Consider the following 17,120-nt stretch of genomic DNA (forward strand, 5'->3'; position numbering starts at 1 on the left):
CCATGGATGCCACTGTGCACAACGAAGCCTCTAAACTGCCGAAAACGCCTTCTGACCAGCCGCCCGTTGTGCCGCTGCTGAGCATTGTTTGTCCCACTTACAACCAAGCCGGATTTATTGCTCAAACGCTGGAGAGTTTCCTCGCACAGAAGACCAATTTCCCGATCGAAATCCTGGTCAACGATGACGCGTCGACAGATGGCACCACGCAAATCGTCGAACAGTATGTCGCTCGGTATCCGACGATCATCCGGCCGTTTTATCACCAGGTGAACCAATACTCTCAAGGCAATCTGTGCACGCCTGCGCTGTTCAAAGAAGCACGAGGAAAGTACATCGCTTTCTGCGAAGGCGATGATTACTGGACTGACACCCGCAAGCTGCAGATTCAGGTGGACTTCCTTGAGAACCATCCCGATTACGTGCTGACGTATCACGACGCTATGTCGTTCGACGACGAAGACGAGCGCGGTATTCAGTTGTTGGGCAATCTGCGCGCCGATGCTAGTGCCGTCGAATTGCAACGTGCCAGGCCAGTCTCGACACTCACTACCTGCTTTCGTAACGTCTTGCACGAATTACCACCGGAACTCTGGCTGGCGCCGCTCAATGACCTGTGTTGGTGGTCACTGCTCGGCGCCCATGGCAAGGGCAAGTTTCTCGGCGAAATAAAACCGGCCATGTATCGCGTACACCCTGGTGGCGTCTTCTCCATGCGCTCGCACAAACGGAAATTGCACATGAGCCTACAGACCTGTTCCAGTTTGGCCAACTACTACAACCGTATCGGCAATCAGGCGATGTACGAGTACTTCCTGGTGCAAGTGTTCAGCCTGTCGATCTCGGCTATTTCGCCGCTGCACAAGTTACAGGCGCTGCTGTTGGTGGCCCGTAACTTCAGCGTCAATCTCAGCAAGCGGCTCATGCTGTCGGTCAAGAAAGGTCATGTTCAATAATTTGCTGGTTATTTGCGTCGGCAACATCTGCCGCAGTCCGATGGCTGAAGCGATGTTTCGTCAGCGCCTCATGTCCACCGATGTTCAAGTTTCATCAGCAGGCATTCACGCGATGCTCGCCTCACCAATGGACCCCTTGGCACGGGAAGTTCTGAAAACCCATGACATTACGGCGCACAAGCATCGGGCCCGGCAGGTGGATCGACAGATGCTGCATGACGCCGAACTGATTCTGTTGATGGAAAACGAGCAAGTGCAAAACATCCTGAAACTGGCCCCTGAAGTGCGGGGCAAGACGTTTCTGATTGGCAAATGGCAACACGAACTGGAAATAGCCGACCCGTACCGGCGCCCGAAACTAGCCTTTGAACAGACCTTCGAGCACCTGTCGCGTTGTGTCGATGACTGGCTTCCTTATCTACAGTCGGAGTAACCCGATAAATGACCGTCATGAACCGCCCTGCATTGGACCTTTACCAAGACACCAAGATCGATTTGGCCACCGTCTTGCGTACCCTGTTTGACCACAAGGGCCTGATTGCGTCGATCGTCAGCGTATTTCTACTGGTTGGCTTGGCGTATGCCTTATTGGCGACACCGATCTATCAGGGCAACGCGATGATCCAGATCGAGCCGAAAAAAGTTGGCATCGAAGGTACCCCCGAGGTCAACAGCAAGCCGTTGTCCGTGTCTCAGGCCACCACTGAAATCGAACTGATCAAATCACGTGCGGTGCTGGGCAAAGTGGTCGAGGACCTCAAGCTCAACATCATTCAACGGCCTAACTATTTCCCGGTGTTCGGCGCCTACATGGCCCGTACGTTCAAACCGGACACGCCTGGCGCAGTGGCAGACCCGGTACTCGGTCTGCGCAACTACGCCTGGGGCGGCGAACAAATTAACGTCTTTCAACTCGACGTCCCAGACGCCTTGCTTGGTCAGAAGTTAACCTTGGTGGCCAATGGCGCCGATGCGTTCTCGTTATTTGATAAAGACGGCGGGGTGTTGCTTAACGGTCAAACCAATCAGACCGTCGAAGGCAATGGCGTAAAAATACAGGTGGCCACGCTCAAGGCACGCCCAGGCACAGAATTCACCCTGATCAAGGAACGCACGCTGATCAGCGCGCTGGATTACCAATCACGTTTGAACATCACCGAGGCCGGTAAAGACTCTGGCATTATCTACCTGTCGATCCAAGACCCGGACCCGATTCAGGCCAAGACCATTCTTGATGAAGTCAGCCACCTGTATGTTCGGCAAAACGTCGAACGCAGCTCGGCGGAAGCTGCTCAGCGTCTGGAGTTTTTGCGCTCGCAATTGCCGCTGGTCCGCAAACAGTTAGAGCAGTCGGAACAAGCCTTGAACGCATTTCAGGCCAGCGCCAAATCGGTGGACCTGAGCATCGAAACCAAGTCAGTGCTTGATCAAGTAGTCAATCTAGATTCCATGTTGTCCGAATTGAAACTAAAGCGTGTCGAGATTGAACGGCTGTACACCCCGGAACACCCGACCTATCGGGCGCTAATGACGCAGATGGGTCAGCTTGAAACACAGAAGCAAACCTTGCTGAAAAAAATTCAGGCCTTGCCGGTTACGCAGCAGGAATTGCTGCGCCTGACGCGTGACATGCAAGTCACTACGCAGACCTACACCCTGTTGCTGAACAAGAGCCAGGAACAAGACATCCTTCGCGCCGGCAGCATCGGTAACGTGCGCATCATCGATAACGCTGATGCCAACGTTGAAGAGCCTGCCAAGCCCATGCGCAAGCTGATCGTGGTGCTCGCGACCCTGCTCGGAGCGCTGGTCGCCGTGATCGTGGTGTTTCTACGCCAGGCGTTCTACCGTGGTGTCGACAACCCGGAAATCATCGAAAACCTGGGTATGCCGGTGTACGCATCGCTGCCTTATTCGCGCCAACAAGAGCGCTTGGAAAAGAACAACCAAAACCGCACCGCCGACAAAGAGTCGAAGCTGCTCAGCGTTTCCGAGCCCACCGAACTGGCCGTCGAGTCACTGCGCAGCCTGCGTACCAGCCTGCATTTCGCCATGCTTGAAGCGCGCAACAACGTGCTGATGATTTCCAGTCCGACACCGGCATCAGGCAAGTCGTTTGTATCGAGCAACTTGGCGGTGATCATCGCCCAGACCGGTAAACGGGTATTGCTGATTGATGCCGATATGCGCAAAGGCTACCTGCATAAAATATTCGGCTTACAACCAAAGCACGGGTTGTCCGACACGCTGGCTGCGCGCCTGACCAGCAAAGAAGTGATCAACGCCACTGAAGTGCCACACCTGGATCTGATCTCCTGCGGCTTTGCTGCGCCGAATCCATCTGAGCTGCTGATGCATGACAACTTCAACAAACTGCTCGCCGACCTCGCTCCGCTGTATGACCTGGTGATCGTCGATACACCGCCGATCCTCGCGGTCACTGACGCCACATTGGTCGGACGTCAGGCCGGCACCACTCTGTTGGTAACCCGCTTTGGCCTGACCTCGGTCAAGGAAATCGAAGCCTCTAAACGCCGGCTGGGCCAAAACGGCGTAGTCATCAAAGGGGCTATTTTCAACGGTGTACTGCGCAAGGCTTCGACGGCTTCGTATGACTGCGCAGCGTACGGCTACAACTACAGTCCGACGCGAAAGTGACGGACTTACAACTATCCACTCGGAGATAAGTATGGTCCGGACAATCGCTATGATGCAGCCGTACCTGTTCCCTTATTTGGGCTACTTTCAGCTGATAGCCGCCGCCGATGTGTTCGTCTTGGGCGACGACTTGCAGTACATCCGTTCAGGATGGGTCAATCGCAATCGCATTCTTAATAATGGCGAGGCCAAGTTGATTACGTTTCCACTCAAACGTGACCGGTTTGACATGCCGATCAATCAACGACAGCTGGGTGACACCTTTGACGACGAAGTGAGCCGCTTGATCAACGTGATCACGCAAAGCTACGCCAAGGCCCCCTACTTCGCCCAGGTTATGCCGCTACTGGAACGGTTACTCCAGTTTCCGGTGAAGAATCTGGCGCTCTACATCGAACATTCGATCAGGGAAATATGCACCTATTTACACATCGATACGCCCATTCTGCGCGGCTCCGACTTACAGATCGGCACGCCCACTGACAAACAGGACCGGGTGCTGCGAATCGTGCAAACTTTTTCCTGCGAACGCTATCTGAATCCTATTGGCGGCATCGAGCTGTACGACCCTGAATATTTCGCTCAAAACGGCGTTTGTCTGCAGTTCTTCAAGATGGACTCGATTGAGTACCGCCAATACAAAGGGCCCTTTGTGGGCAATCTGTCGATCATTGATGTGCTGATGTTCAATTGTGTCGAGCATGTGCAAGAGCTATTGAGTTGCTACTCGGTCTTTGGCGGCGCACAGCGGGAGCCCGCTGAACGGATGAAAGCTACGGGCTGATCGTGTTCACCCAGTCACACTCGGATTGCAATGGAGCGTACCTATGACTCACATGGAAAATCCTGCGCGCTGGTACTTGATACAAACCAAACCCCGTCAGGAAGCCCGCGCGCAAGAACACCTGCAGCGTCAGCAGTTTGAGTGCTATCGGCCACTGAAAGCGGGTGCGCCGAAAAAACGCACCCCTCGTGCCGCCAGCGAAGAGGAGTTGTTTCCGGGCTACCTGTTCATTCGCATGGATCAGGTCAATGACAACTGGTATCCGATCCGTTCAACCCGAGGCGTAGCGCGCATCGTCACCTTCGGCTCACACCCAGTGCCCGTTCACGACGACTTGATCCAGCAAATTCGCCAACGGCTGCTGTTGCCCGAACCCAGGGTTGAATTTCAGCAGGGCGAACACGTTCTGATCAAGACCGGCAGTTTTTGCGACCTCGAAGCTATTTTCCTCGCCGCCGATGGCGAAGAACGCGCCGTTATCTTGCTCAACCTGCTGCAACGCGAACAAAAGGTCACGCTGCCAATTAGCAGCCTCGCGCGGATGGAAGCCAGAGCCTGAGCTCACGACCCAGTAGGGGCGAACCTGTTCGCGAAGCAACCTGCCTGACATTGCATGGGGGATTGTTCGCCAACAAATGGCTCCTACAGGCTCTTGTGAGTGGGTGTACGGCGCGACATCTCTACCTTTCTAAATTGCCTGGAAGTGCACGATGACTCATAAAACTACGCTGGTGACGCTGACGTACGGTGACCGACTGCCCTACCTGCAAACCCTGGTCAGCCGTTCGTTGGCAAGTTCACAAATCGAACGGGTGATCATCGTCAGCAATGCGTCGGTTGCACCGCTGGAGTCTTTGACACGTGCTTGGCCTGGGCAGGTTGAAGTGATTTATCTGCAACAAAATACCGGCTCGGCCAAAGGCTATTCCGTAGGTATTCAAGCCGCGATAGATGCAGGTGCCGAATACATCTGGCTGATGGACGATGACAATGCGCCCACCGTCAATGCAATCGCCACGCTGCACCATTGCCTGTACAAACGCGAGCGGATTGATGGTCGGGATAAAGCCGCTGTGCTGGGTTTCCGCCCTACTCATCAGGCCGATATTGCGGCAGGTGTACCCAAGCGCTTCGCCATCCAGCGCCGCTCAAGTTTCTTCGGTTTCCACATTGCTCAACTGCCGTACAAAATCTGGCGTCGCTTGCCGTGGGGCCACCCCAAGGCGAAACGCAATCAGCAGCCGATGGTTCAATTACCCTTTGCAACCTATGGCGGTCTTCTCGCCCACCGCAGCTTGTATCAACGCATTGGCCTGCCATTGGATGCGCTGCTGTTGTACGCCGATGACAGCGAATACACCTGGCGCATTACTGCCGGGGGCGGGCGTATTTTCCTGGTGCCTGATGCATTGCTCGATGACTTGGAAGAGTCGTGGAACATCAAAGCCAAATCCAACAACATTTATGAAAGTTTCTTGCTTGGCGGCTCCGACTTGCGCGCCTATTACGGCGCCCGTAACCAAGCCTGGTTCGACAAGAACATTTGGGCGTCCTCGTCTTGGATTTACAGCCTCAATCGCTGGGTATTTTTCCGCTTGTTGCGCCTGATCGCCAAACGCCGGGGTGCGGAGCAGCGGCTGAACCTAATCGAAAAAGCGATCCATGACGGAGAGTCGGGCGTTTTGGGTCTTCACCAGTCCTACCCATTATGAAAATACTGTTCATCAACAGCCTCTACCCCCCTCACATCGGCGGCGGTGCCGAGATCATTCTGCAGCGTACGGCCGAAGGTTTGACCAAGCGCGGTTGTAACGTGGTGGTGCTGGCCACGGGGCCCGAAACTGGACTGACTAGCGATTGCCTGAACCGAGTCAAGGTCTACCGCGCCGGGCTGCGCAACTTCTATTGGCATTACACCGCCCAGCGTCCCGGACGCCTGAGCCGAATCGGTTGGCATATCCGCGACCGCTATAACGGCGCCATGCGCGAATACGTGCGCGAAGTGATCCGCGTAGAACGCCCAGACATTGTCGTCTGCCATAACCTCAGCGGTTGGTCTGTATCCGCTTGGGATGAAATCACAGCGGCGGGCATTCCGATTGTCCAAGTGCTGCACGATATGTACTTGCTCTGCCCTAGCAGCACGATGTTCAAGAATGGCAAATGTTGTCAGCAGCTATGCGCCAGCTGCAAACAGTTCCGCAAAGGCTATGACACACGCTCTGCGCAGGTCGACAGCGTAATTGGGGTTAGCCGCTTCATGCTCGAAACACTTCAGGGTCAAGGCTACTTCAAAGGCGCGCAGGCCCACGTCGTGCATAACAGCAGTCCATTCCCGCCGCCCCCGGAAGTGGCCGCGCATGATGTGGACGCCCTGAAACCACTGCGATTTGGCTACATGGGCACGCTGTCTGAAGCCAAGGGTGTTCGTTGGTTGATTGAGCAATTTCAAAAACTTCCGTTCGACGCCACCCTACAGATTGCCGGTCGCGGCCAGCTCAATGACGAAACGCTGCTCAAGGGGTTGGTGACATCACCGAACATCAGTTTTGTCGGTTATCAGAAACCGGAAACGTTTTACAGCCAGGTGGATGTAGCGGTCGTGCCGTCGATCTGGAGCGAGCCCTTCGGCATGGTTGCCGTCGAGGCCTGCGCCCACTCACTGCCGGTAATCGCCGGACGAATGGGCGGCTTACCCGAAATCATTCAGGACCAGGTCAACGGTTTGCTCTGCAGTCCCGATGACCCAGACTCGCTGGGCCACGCGATGTTGAGTTTGCACGAGCAACCCGAGTTACTGGCCCGTCTCAGCACCCAAGCACGCAGCAGTGTCGCTTCACTGCTCGACGAGGAGTTGATGCTCGACCACTACCAACGCATTTTCACCGAGACACTCCAGGGGAAAATCTTGCGACGCAGGGATCATCCCGTGTCGCATCCGGTATGAGCAAGGTTGATGGGCGCACCGCGGCGTAACCGCTTCAACTGATTCCGCACTTATTGCGCGTCCTTGCTCGGCCCACGACCACGAGCAAAGCTCTGGCCTGCGGCCTCTTTATGAGACGAATAATGTTCACTCTGAACCGGACCAGGTCCCGCCCGCGCCTGATATTTTTTTTGATGGGCGTGTTTTTAAGCTTCTCGGCCATGGCCGACGAGCCGTTCATCATCGGTGTCAGCACTCAGCTATTGAATAAAAAGGGCTCACTGACCCAGGTCATGCAACTGATCGCTGATGCTGGAATTACCTCAGTGCGTGACGATGCTTTGTGGTCCACCGTCGAGCCCAGGCGGGGCCAGTTACATATTGATTCGGTCTGGCTGAACTATTTGAGTGAAACCAAAGCACGCCGTATCAGTCCGCTGTTGGTGCTGGGTTACGGCAACCCCTCTTATGACGACAACTCGAAACCTCGCGATCCGCAAATCAGACGCGCTTTCACCAATTACGCAAAGTTTGTGAGCCACAGGCTGGGCAATAGCGCCGGGTATTACGAGATATGGAACGAATGGGACGGCGAAAAATCGGGTGATGCAGCGTTGTCCACCGACTACGCGGTCTTGGTGACCGAAACCGCGCAACGCATCCGTTCCCAAAATAAGCAGGTGAAGATCCTAGCCGGTGCCGTAACCAGCAAGGGCATTGACATGGGATTTGCTGACCGCCTGATCGAAGCCGACGTGCTGTCAAAAGTAGACGGCTTATCGCTGCACCCCTCGGTGTATTGCCGCAACGCTGAACGTCATACCCCTGAACACTGGATCGCGTGGCTGCGCGATGTCGATGCGAACCTCAAGTCCATCGCCAATAAACCGGTGCCGTTGTACCTCACCGAAATGGGTTGGCCCAGTAACAACGGTAAATGCGGCGTTGATGAACGCACCCAGGCGGCTTATCTGGCGCGCAGCTTCTTCCTTGGGCGCACGCTGCCCGACATCAAAGGCATGTGGTGGTACGACCTCATCAACGAAGGCACCGACCGCAACGAAATAAAGCAAAACTTCGGCCTGCTGGAGCAAAACCTGCGACCGAAACCGGCCTACCAGACACTTAAAGCCATCAGCCCGACCGTGCGCGAGTTCCATTACGAAGCCGAAAAAAGCCGAGAAACCGACACCCATTACCTGCTGCGCTTCTCCAAAGGCTCAGAGCAAATACTGGTCGCGTGGAGTATCTCAGGAGGTCAAATGGCACACGTTGAGGCCAGCAGTCTTCAGCACGGCAATGTGCAGTTGATTGACACTGCCGAGCCGGAAAAAGGCCGCGTCGACAGTGGAAGCCCTTGGAAATGTGACGACAGCCGGTGCTCGGCCGAGATCCCGATCAATGAATTTCCAAAAATAATCAGCTTGGGGACACGTCCGCCGCTTTTTGCTCAATAACGGGTTTTAACCCTGCGACCAAGGCGTGCGAAGCCCTTGGATAACCGCTTTAATTTTCCTCAGGTCGCCTCCGATGATTGTGATCAATGCTCGCTTTCTTACCCAGGAATTGCGCGGGGTACAACGATTCGCTGAGCAGACGTGTCTAGCGCTCAAGCAGATCCGCAATGACCTGGTGTTCGTCGCCCCCCACGGCATCAAGATGCACGAGAGTGCCAGGGCGCTGGACGTCCAGTGTATCGGCCGCAACAGTGGCCACCTGTGGGAACAACTGGATCTGCCACTCTACCTTCGGCGCCAGGGCAATCCCTTGTTGGTCTCGTTGTGCAGCACCGCACCGTTGTTCTATAGCAACCAGATCGCCACCCATCACGACATCACGTACGTGCGTCATCCCGAAAGCTACACCCGGACGTTCCGCACGTTGTATCGGGTCATGACCCCGATTCTGCTGTCTCGCATCAAGGCATTGTTGACTGTCAGCAGTTTTTCAAAAGGCGAGATATCGCAGTTTTATAACTACCCCGAAAACAAGATTTTCGTTGTACCCAATGCTGTCAGCGACGCGTTTCAACCGGGGCCACCGCTTGGCAACAAACACGACTATCTGTTGGCCGTGTCTTCACCCAGCGCACACAAGAACTTCAAACGCATGATCGAAGCGTTTCTAACTTTGCGTGATCACGGTGCGTTGCAGCTGCACATTGTCGGCGCTGCCAGCGAGATATTTTCTGATCCCAGCCTTCAGCGGTTGGCTTGCAGCGATCCGCGCATCCGCTTTTTGGGCCGGCTCAGCGATGCCGAGCTGATCGCCCAGTATCAAGGTGCGACAGCCTTCATATTTCCCTCGCTGTATGAAGGGTTTGGTATTCCACCCTTGGAAGCGCAAGCCTGTGGTTGCCCCGTAATCGCCGCCAACGCAGCCTCGATTCCCGAGGTGTTGCAAGCCAGTGCGCTGTATTTCGACCCCCTGGACGTCGAGCATATTGCCGCTGCAATGGAACGGATATTGACCGACTTACCGTTACGCCAGTCGTTGCGCCGTCGCGGTTTGAATAACGTGGGCCGGTTTTCTTGGGAGGAGTCTGCACAGCGGGTGTCCCAGCGCATCGACACGCTAATAGACGAGGCCCGGCAGGCAAAGACCAAGCCGCTTGCCGCTCAGGACGTGGTCGGGGAGAAATTCCCGGCTGAGTCGTCCTCGGGTAAACCCTGAGCCCGGCCACCCTTCCCGGTAACTGCCTAACAACCGTCATGCCAGGACGCGCCACGCCCGCCTCCGATCGACGGCATGTACTTACAGAAAGGAACGCCATGAAAATTGCTATCGTCCATGACTGGCTCGTGACTTACGCTGGCGCTGAGCGCGTGCTCGCCGCCTTGATAAAGGTCTGGCCTGAAGCCGATCTGTTTTCGGTGATCGACTTTCTCAGCGACCAGGACCGTGCCCATTTGGGTGGCAAGAAAGCCAAGACCACGTTTATCCAGAATCTGCCGAAAGCCAAAACCCGCTATCAAAAATATTTGCCGCTGATGCCCCTTGCTATCGAGCAGCTGGACCTGTCCGGGTATGACCTGATCATTTCCAGCAGCCACGCCGTGGCCAAAGGGGTGCTTAGCGGGCCGGATCAGGTGCACATCAGCTATGTGCATTCCCCGATTCGCTACGCTTGGGATTTGCAACACCAATATTTGCAGGAAGCGGGCTTGCATCGCGGCTTCAAGAGCCGGGTCGCGCGAATGATCCTGCATTACATTCGTATGTGGGATCAGCGTACTGCGGCGGGCGTGGATGACTTCATCGCCAATTCGCACTTCATTGGCGGACGGATCGCCAAAGCCTATCGCCGCGAATCCAGGGTCATTTATCCGCCGGTCGACACCGAAGGCTTCACCCTGCAAGAAACCAAGCAAGAGTTTTACCTGACGGCCTCGCGGATGGTGCCCTACAAGCGCATCCCAATGATCATCGAAGCCTTTGCGGCCATGCCGGACAAACACCTGATCGTTATCGGCGAAGGTCCTGAAATGGAAAAATGCCAGGCTATTCAGGCGCCAAACGTCACCTTACTCGGTTATCAATCCTTCGCCTCGCTGCTTGAACACATGCGCAACGCCAAAGCGTTTGTGTTCGCCGCCGAGGAAGATTTCGGCATCAGCCCCGTGGAAGCCCAGGCGTGCGGTACACCGGTGATTGCCTTTGCCAAGGGTGGCGTATTGGAAACCATCCATGGCTTGGACCAACCCGTACCAACGGGGGTCTTTTACTACGAACAGACCGCCGAAGCGCTGAAGGCGGCGGTTGCCGAGTTTGAGAACGCCAAGCCACGCATCAGTGCCTTGGCCTGCCGTCTTAACGCCGAACGTTTTTCCGCAGAACGTTTCGAGCAAGAAATCAAAACCTTCGTCGACTCACGACTGGAGGTCGCTCGCACCGCACACCGGCGCCCTCTGAGCGCCCCTGTTAGTGCCCCTGTTAGTGCCCCGGTACCTTCCCCGATGGTGATCCTTTCCGAGCACAGTGCGCGGGTCGTTCCAATCAAATCTGTTTGAACGAGAACTGGCCATGAGCACTCCTTTTCGCGGCATTCTCCACGCGCATCAGTCGCTGCTGTCCGTGGCCCATCGTTTGCTAGATCTAACCGTCATCGTGCTGTGCGGTTATTGGGTCAACCGACTTGAAGGCAAGCCAACGGATGCCGAACTCTGGTTGCTGATCATGCTGTCGGTGCTGGTATTCCACTGGCTTAGCGACTATCACCAACTGTACGGGTCTTGGCGCGGCGAACGCATCCTTCGCGAACTGATCAAGGTCTTCAATTATTGGGCCGTGACATTTGTGATCTTACTGTGCGTGGACTACCTGATGTTGCACCACGCCCGCCCGCCCGATAATAGCCAAATGGCCTGGTATGCCTTAGTGCTGGTGCTGCTGTGTGGTTATCGCTTGTTGATTCGCAGTGTGCTGCAAGGTTTGCGGCGCCGGGGCTTTAACACTCGACGTGTGGCGATCGTCGGCACCGGCCAATGTGGCGAGCGCTTGGCCATGTCGATCATCGCCGCCCCCTGGATGGGTCTGAATCTGCTTGGCTTCTATGACGAACACCCTCAGCAAATGGACCTTGTGGCCATTGGCCGACGCGTCCCCGTTCGAGGCAATCTTGAGCAGTTGATCGACGAAGCCCGTAACGGCCACATCGACAAGATCTACGTCACCTCCGCCTTTGAGGGAGAGGGTTTGCGCGAGCTGGTCAAACGCTTGAGTGATACCACCGCCTCGGTGTACTTGATCCCCGATATGTTCATGTTCGAGCTGCTGCATGCGCGCAGTGAAAGCATTAACGGCCTGACGAGCATCAGCATTTTCGACTCACCCATGGACGGCGCCTGGAGTGTGGTTAAACGTTTCGAAGATGTGGTGTTATCCAGTCTGATTCTAGTGATGATCGCGTTGCCGTTGCTGCTGATATCCATTGCGATCAAATGCACCTCCCATGGCCCAGTGCTGTTTCAGCAGCGCCGCTACGGGCTCGATGGTCGAGCGATCATGGTCTACAAATTTCGCAGCATGACCGTGCAGGAAAACGGCGATGTCATTCGCCAAGCCACCCGCAACGATGCACGAATTACCCCGCTAGGGGCCTTTCTGCGGCGCACCTCGCTAGACGAGTTGCCGCAGTTTTTCAACGTACTGCGCGGCGACATGTCGATCGTCGGACCACGCCCTCATGCGGTGGCGCACAACGAGCAATACCGTACGCAAGTCAGCGGCTACATGCTGCGGCACAAAGTAAAACCAGGGATCACTGGATGGGCGCAGATCAATGGCTGGCGTGGAGAAACCGACACGCTGGACAAGATGCAAAAACGCGTCGAATTCGACTTGGAATACATCGAGCATTGGTCAGTTTGGCTGGACATGAAAATCATCCTGCTGACTCTGTTCAAAGGCTTTCTTAACAAGAACGCTTTTTAACTAACTCATCTCTCCACGCACTCGGCTCGATCAGGAGGCGCGCCGCTGTGTGGGCGATGAAGTTGTAACGGTGTTGGAAAGGGATGCAATGAAATCACTGCGGTGCGTCACGCACTTTTGAAAGGAAGAACTCTATGAAGCGAACTCTAGCCGTTGTGCTGCTTTCCAGCCTGATCCTACAGGGCTGTGCCTTTGCTCCCGGGCAGCATATGACTCCAGATGAAGTAGAAGACAACACGCCTGGCGCGCCCAAAGTAACACTCGTTGCCATTACGACTGCCAGCGTGCTGCAAACCAATAACTGGCGAAAACCCAAGCCATTACCCGCGGAACTGCTGAGTTATAAGACCCCCGAGTACCTCATCGGTCCCGGCGACACGTTATTGGTTACTGTGTTTGAACACCCTGAGTTAACGGCCCCTGGCTCCCAGGATCAACTGGATGCCAACAGCCGGGAAGTGCTGAGCGATGGAACTGTATTCTTTCCGTATGTAGGAAAAATCCAGGCCGCCCACAGAACCGTAGCCCAAGTCCGCGAACAACTGCGAATGGGCCTCGCACCGCAATACACTGAGGTCAAAGTCGACGTCAAAGTGTTGCGTTACAACAGCCAACGTATCTTGCTGTCGGGCGCGTTCAAAAGCCCGGGCTCGCAGCCGATCACCAACATTCCGCTGAGCCTGGTGCAAGCCATCAGTACAGCCGGACTGGACCTGACCGACGCCAACCTCGCAGGATTGACCCTCAAGCGTGACGGCAAGGAATACGTGCTCGACGTCGATGCGCTGAACCGCAAAGACTCGCAGCTCAGCAAGATATTCCTTAAGGACGGTGATTACCTCCACTTGAACAGCAACTCGCCGAACAAGGTGTACGTGCTGGGCGAAGTGGTACGTCCGCAAGTAATTTCATTTGGTACGACGTCGTTGACTCTGATGGAAGCGCTGGGAAATTCCGGTGGCCTGAGCCCAGATTCAGCCGACGGTAATGCGGTGTACGTCATCCGCTCAGGCGACGTTAACGGCCAGACGGCTACGGTCTACCACCTGAATGCGGAAAAACCGACCGCCTTCGTCCTGGCGCGACAGTTCACGCTCGAAGCCCAAGACGTGGTGTTTGTCGGCCCCGCCAACATCACCCGTTGGAACCGTTACATCAGCAACCTGCTGCCATCGGCCAGCGTCGTTGCTACGGGTGCAGCGTTCAAGAACTGAACCTCACCGCCCAACAAAAATCCCCGCGTTGCAAAACGCGGGGATTTTTTTGTCTGAGGTTTGGGAAACTATGGCCATCCATCACCCCTCTGTGGGAACCAACTTGCTTACGAGGCGGCCCGTCTAATAAGCCGCTTGAGGCGCTTCGCCAACACGTTAGTCTCTACAGAAGCAACAAGTGAAGTGTTGCCCCGGCAACAGTGAATCAACACTTGCAGCGAAAACCCGTAGTTCACGCGGTCAGTTACAAAATATTAATATCAATAAATATTATAACTATCAATCAGTTATAAGCATAACCGCGACTGGCACACATGCTGCTTTGATCTTAATAACCGGTGACCCGTCCGAAGCCTCTGCATCGCGGCTGACATTGACCTAAGGAAATACAGCATGTTGGTAGTTTCTCTCTCAGGCAGCCCTACCCTGAAATCCCGTTCCGGCGTGGTTCTGGAGCACGCCCGCAGTTGGTTGCAGGCCCATGGCGTGAACGTCAACGCCTTGAAGATCCGTGATTTCAACGCTGAAGATCTGCTCTACGCGCGCTTCGACAGCCCAGCCGTCATCGAGTTTATCGAAGCCGTCCGGCAAGCCGATGGGTTGTTGATTGGCACCCCTGTGTACAAAGCGTCGTTTTCAGGCGCACTGAAGACCTTACTGGACCTTCTGCCAGAACGCTCGTTGTCCGGCAAAGTGGTATTACCGTTAGCTACCGGCGGCAGCATCGCCCATATGCTGGCAGTGGATTACGCGCTGAAGCCGGTGCTCTCGGCGCTCAGATGCCAAGAAGTGTTGCACGGCATTTTCGCCATCGACACTCAAATCAGCTACAGCGAAAACGAATGGGGCGGCGAACTCGACGAGATTCTCACCGAACGCCTGCAAGAAGGGCTCGAGCATTTTTATCATGGCTTACAGCGCCGGGCGCAGGCCCGTCAAACGGCTGCAACCGGGCATTTGAGATTGGCGTTGTAATCCACTGACCCAGGCGATTAACCCTGACGATCGGTATGAGTAATCTGGCGAATTGCGCTCATGTCGCCGCGGTTATCAAACTCGTGGGCGATTTGCGGGGTATTGAGCAACTGGGTTTTCTTAACTTGGTATTCATCGAATGACAAACCCCGACGGTTCAAATCTTCGAGGGCGAGTTCGTGGGTTTCTTCGGCAGTGTACGGACGCAACTCAGGAGAATGGGTGGCACACCCCGAAACGACTGCAGCGGTGATTAACAGGGCAAGGAGCGTAAGGCATTTCATGAGCGTATCCACAGGGTTTGTTTCGGGAATGTGCCAAGGCTACCCGTCACCGTCTCTGAGCAAAAATCACCGCTCTTGATAGTCGCTATTGACCTGCTCGCTCTCGCCACGCATTTGCGGTCAACAAAAAAAACCCGCCACGCAAACGGATTGCGTAAGGCGGGCTCGATCAGCGTCCTGTCGATCAACTTGGGGGTTGTTAGTGACGCGTATCAACCATCGCAGCGTCGTTGGAAACGATCACTTCGACCCGACGGTTGAGCTGGCGGGAATGCTCGCTGGCGTTGCTTGCAATCGGGTGTTCAGCGCCGTAACCGGTGCTGGTCATGCGCTCGAAACCCACGCCCAGTTTTGACAAGGCACGCACCACGGCAAAGGCCCGACGTTCCGACAGTTGCTGGTTGAAATCACTTCTGCCGGTGCTGTCGGTAAACCCTTCAATGCGCACCTTGCGCTCAGGGTTAGCCCGCAGAAACTCAGCCAGTTGCTGAAAGTTACGCTGGCTGCCGTATTTGAGTTCGGCCTTGCCGGTATCGAACAACACGTCGCCGAAGGTGATCACCTGACCGCGCTCGGTGGTCTTGGCTTTCATCGCCTGCAATGCCCGCAGCTGTGCCGTGCGCACATCCAGACGGACTTGAGTGCGTTCGGCGTCGATGCTTTTCAAACCGGCTTCGGCTTCGCGCCCTAGAATCGTTTGTTCAGCGAGCGCGATTTTCTGGCTGGCGACATAGGACAGCTGTTCAATCGCCGGGGCTTTGCGGTCTTGGCTGGAGAGCTGGTCGGCTTTGCCCAACGCCATGAATGCGTCTTTGGTTTCAAGGGCAGCCAAGGTGCTCGACTGCGGCTTGCTTTGCAGCGCAGCGAACTGGCTCCGGGCTTGCAGAAGATCGGCGTTTTCCGGGGTAGCGGCGCAGCCCGCCAGTAACAGGCCGGCAACCGCAGCCACGGGAAGCATCAATGAATTACGCATACGCTAATCCTTACAAAGAGTCGTCGGAAGACGAATTGAGACCGGCATCCGGCGCTTGAAGCATTTCCTGCTTCAGTACTTGAATACCGTTGCGGGACGCTTCCAATTGTTGCTGCCACTTGACCGCGTGGGCTTTACGCTCGGCCAGGTTGGCATCCACCTCGACCTGTTCGGCCAACAGCCGGGATTGGGCGGCATCTCGCTCACCCATGGCGCGCTCGAGTAGCAATAATTTGTCCTGTGCCGACTTCATTTCCAGCGGCGCGTACTGGGTCGCTTCCGCAGAAACAGCACGGTTCACAGCACTTTTGGACAGGGCGATTTGCTCTTCCGGCAGCGGCGCACTGGCACAAGCGGCCAATGTTCCGACAGCTAACAACAGGGCAGATACACGGGCACGGTTATACGCACGTTGAAGACTCATCAAACGCTCCAGACTATTAAATTAAGAAACCCTCAGTATCTGGTTTCCAAGTTCAAACTTTCGTCATGCAAGCCATCACTGGCGACCTGAAAAACAGGTGCTTTCCGGACGTGCCGCAGACTATCTGAAGCGCAACGAGCGTTATGTAGGACGATTCCGAGTTTGCGAAGGGAAATGTCGCCAGCGCCTTAAATACAACGCTGGCGCGCTGCAAAGGGACATGTCAAACGCGGGCGCACTCTGTAGGAGCCCACGTGTCGGCGAAGGTCCTTCGGCCCTTGTCGCAGCCTTCGGCGGCTCTCATCAAATACCGCCTACCTTTTGAATTCAGAAGCTATTTTGTAAGGGCTGCCGAAGGCCGCGATGAGTGTTAGGTGCCTGCTATCCCAGATCTGCCGACGTCCCCTGTGGGAGTTGGCTTGCCAACGAAAGCGTCATTGCAGGCGCACCAGGTTTCAAGTCGACATCGGTTACGCGATCACAGGCCTTTTCG

16 protein-coding genes are annotated in these 17,120 nt (G+C 55.5%); 13 read left to right on the forward strand and 3 right to left on the reverse strand.

Annotated features, from left to right (window positions below):
• Positions 1-2 precede the first annotated feature (2 nt).
• The 13 genes from RHM59_RS08820 to ssuE all read left to right on the forward strand — a co-directional run bounded on the left by RHM59_RS08820 (position 3) and on the right by ssuE (position 14,946).
• On the forward strand, positions 3-956 hold the full coding sequence (locus RHM59_RS08820; protein WP_322165234.1) for a glycosyltransferase family 2 protein: 954 nt from the start codon (positions 3-5) through the stop codon (positions 954-956).
• On the forward strand, positions 946-1,389 hold the full coding sequence (locus RHM59_RS08825) for a low molecular weight protein-tyrosine-phosphatase (protein WP_322165235.1): 444 nt from the start codon (positions 946-948) through the stop codon (positions 1,387-1,389). The genes RHM59_RS08820 and RHM59_RS08825 overlap by 11 nt, the downstream gene beginning before the upstream one ends.
• An 8-nt stretch (positions 1,390-1,397) precedes the next feature.
• Entirely contained in the window at positions 1,398-3,614 is a 2,217-nt protein-coding gene (locus RHM59_RS08830; protein WP_322165236.1) for a polysaccharide biosynthesis tyrosine autokinase, read from the forward strand.
• A 31-nt stretch (positions 3,615-3,645) separates the two neighbouring features.
• A complete protein-coding gene (locus tag RHM59_RS08835; RefSeq protein WP_322286421.1) occupies positions 3,646-4,398 on the forward strand; it encodes a WbqC family protein in 753 nt (250 codons plus the stop codon).
• 43 nt (positions 4,399-4,441) lie between these two features.
• Complete coding sequence (gene rfaH, locus RHM59_RS08840; protein ID WP_322286422.1) at positions 4,442-4,957, forward strand: transcription/translation regulatory transformer protein RfaH; 516 nt, start codon at positions 4,442-4,444, stop codon at positions 4,955-4,957.
• Between the two features lie 151 nt (positions 4,958-5,108).
• On the forward strand, positions 5,109-6,110 hold the full coding sequence (locus tag RHM59_RS08845; RefSeq protein ID WP_322286423.1) for a glycosyltransferase: 1,002 nt from the start codon (positions 5,109-5,111) through the stop codon (positions 6,108-6,110).
• Positions 6,107-7,345, forward strand: coding sequence for a glycosyltransferase family 4 protein (locus tag RHM59_RS08850; RefSeq protein ID WP_322286424.1), 1,239 nt, complete (start codon positions 6,107-6,109; stop codon positions 7,343-7,345). Before RHM59_RS08845 ends, RHM59_RS08850 begins: the two co-directional genes overlap by 4 nt.
• A gap of 173 nt (positions 7,346-7,518) precedes the next feature.
• Positions 7,519-8,781 carry a cellulase family glycosylhydrolase gene (locus RHM59_RS08855; RefSeq protein ID WP_322165241.1) on the forward strand — a complete coding sequence of 421 codons (1,263 nt, stop codon included), beginning with the start codon at positions 7,519-7,521 and terminating at the stop codon, positions 8,779-8,781.
• 73 nt (positions 8,782-8,854) lie between these two features.
• Positions 8,855-9,997, forward strand: coding sequence for a glycosyltransferase family 1 protein (locus RHM59_RS08860; protein ID WP_322165242.1), 1,143 nt, complete (start codon positions 8,855-8,857; stop codon positions 9,995-9,997).
• A 98-nt stretch (positions 9,998-10,095) separates the two neighbouring features.
• Positions 10,096-11,334, forward strand: coding sequence for a glycosyltransferase family 4 protein (locus RHM59_RS08865; protein WP_322286425.1), 1,239 nt, complete (start codon positions 10,096-10,098; stop codon positions 11,332-11,334).
• 13 nt (positions 11,335-11,347) lie between these two features.
• Positions 11,348-12,757, forward strand: coding sequence for an undecaprenyl-phosphate glucose phosphotransferase (locus RHM59_RS08870; RefSeq protein WP_322183760.1), 1,410 nt, complete (start codon positions 11,348-11,350; stop codon positions 12,755-12,757).
• Positions 12,758-12,891: 134 nt separating this feature from the next.
• Complete coding sequence (locus tag RHM59_RS08875; protein WP_322165245.1) at positions 12,892-13,971, forward strand: polysaccharide biosynthesis/export family protein; 1,080 nt, start codon at positions 12,892-12,894, stop codon at positions 13,969-13,971.
• A gap of 393 nt (positions 13,972-14,364) precedes the next feature.
• Positions 14,365-14,946: an NADPH-dependent FMN reductase gene (ssuE, locus tag RHM59_RS08880; protein ID WP_322183758.1), complete on the forward strand. Its 582-nt coding sequence runs from the start codon at positions 14,365-14,367 to the stop codon at positions 14,944-14,946.
• 17 nt (positions 14,947-14,963) lie between these two features.
• Here the strand turns inward: ssuE and RHM59_RS08885 are convergent, their stop codons facing one another.
• The 3 genes from RHM59_RS08885 to RHM59_RS08895 all read right to left on the reverse strand — a co-directional run bounded on the left by RHM59_RS08885 (position 14,964) and on the right by RHM59_RS08895 (position 16,627).
• Positions 14,964-15,230, reverse strand: coding sequence for a hypothetical protein (locus tag RHM59_RS08885; protein ID WP_322183756.1), 267 nt, complete (start codon positions 15,228-15,230; stop codon positions 14,964-14,966).
• A gap of 199 nt (positions 15,231-15,429) precedes the next feature.
• On the reverse strand, positions 15,430-16,203 hold the full coding sequence (locus tag RHM59_RS08890; protein ID WP_322165248.1) for an OmpA family protein: 774 nt from the start codon (positions 16,201-16,203) through the stop codon (positions 15,430-15,432).
• Positions 16,204-16,213: 10 nt separating this feature from the next.
• A complete protein-coding gene (locus RHM59_RS08895; RefSeq protein ID WP_322165249.1) occupies positions 16,214-16,627 on the reverse strand; it encodes a DUF4398 domain-containing protein in 414 nt (137 codons plus the stop codon).
• Positions 16,628-17,120 lie beyond the last annotated feature (493 nt).

It is taken from the genome of Pseudomonas sp. MH10 (genome assembly GCF_034353045.1).
Classification (GTDB): domain Bacteria; phylum Pseudomonadota; class Gammaproteobacteria; order Pseudomonadales; family Pseudomonadaceae; genus Aquipseudomonas.

Coding starts and splice junctions, on each gene's coding strand:
- RHM59_RS08820 (WP_322165234.1), top strand. CDS start 3: ATGGATGCCACTGTGCACAACGAAGCCTCTAAACTGCCGAAAACGCCT.
- RHM59_RS08825 (WP_322165235.1), top strand. CDS start 946: ATGTTCAATAATTTGCTGGTTATTTGCGTCGGCAACATCTGCCGCAGT.
- RHM59_RS08830 (WP_322165236.1), top strand. CDS start 1,398: ATGACCGTCATGAACCGCCCTGCATTGGACCTTTACCAAGACACCAAG.
- RHM59_RS08835 (WP_322286421.1), top strand. CDS start 3,646: ATGGTCCGGACAATCGCTATGATGCAGCCGTACCTGTTCCCTTATTTG.
- rfaH (WP_322286422.1), top strand. CDS start 4,442: ATGACTCACATGGAAAATCCTGCGCGCTGGTACTTGATACAAACCAAA.
- RHM59_RS08845 (WP_322286423.1), top strand. CDS start 5,109: ATGACTCATAAAACTACGCTGGTGACGCTGACGTACGGTGACCGACTG.
- RHM59_RS08850 (WP_322286424.1), top strand. CDS start 6,107: ATGAAAATACTGTTCATCAACAGCCTCTACCCCCCTCACATCGGCGGC.
- RHM59_RS08855 (WP_322165241.1), top strand. CDS start 7,519: ATGGGCGTGTTTTTAAGCTTCTCGGCCATGGCCGACGAGCCGTTCATC.
- RHM59_RS08860 (WP_322165242.1), top strand. CDS start 8,855: ATGATTGTGATCAATGCTCGCTTTCTTACCCAGGAATTGCGCGGGGTA.
- RHM59_RS08865 (WP_322286425.1), top strand. CDS start 10,096: ATGAAAATTGCTATCGTCCATGACTGGCTCGTGACTTACGCTGGCGCT.
- RHM59_RS08870 (WP_322183760.1), top strand. CDS start 11,348: ATGAGCACTCCTTTTCGCGGCATTCTCCACGCGCATCAGTCGCTGCTG.
- RHM59_RS08875 (WP_322165245.1), top strand. CDS start 12,892: ATGAAGCGAACTCTAGCCGTTGTGCTGCTTTCCAGCCTGATCCTACAG.
- ssuE (WP_322183758.1), top strand. CDS start 14,365: ATGTTGGTAGTTTCTCTCTCAGGCAGCCCTACCCTGAAATCCCGTTCC.
- RHM59_RS08885 (WP_322183756.1), bottom strand. CDS start 15,230: ATGAAATGCCTTACGCTCCTTGCCCTGTTAATCACCGCTGCAGTCGTT.
- RHM59_RS08890 (WP_322165248.1), bottom strand. CDS start 16,203: ATGCGTAATTCATTGATGCTTCCCGTGGCTGCGGTTGCCGGCCTGTTA.
- RHM59_RS08895 (WP_322165249.1), bottom strand. CDS start 16,627: ATGAGTCTTCAACGTGCGTATAACCGTGCCCGTGTATCTGCCCTGTTG.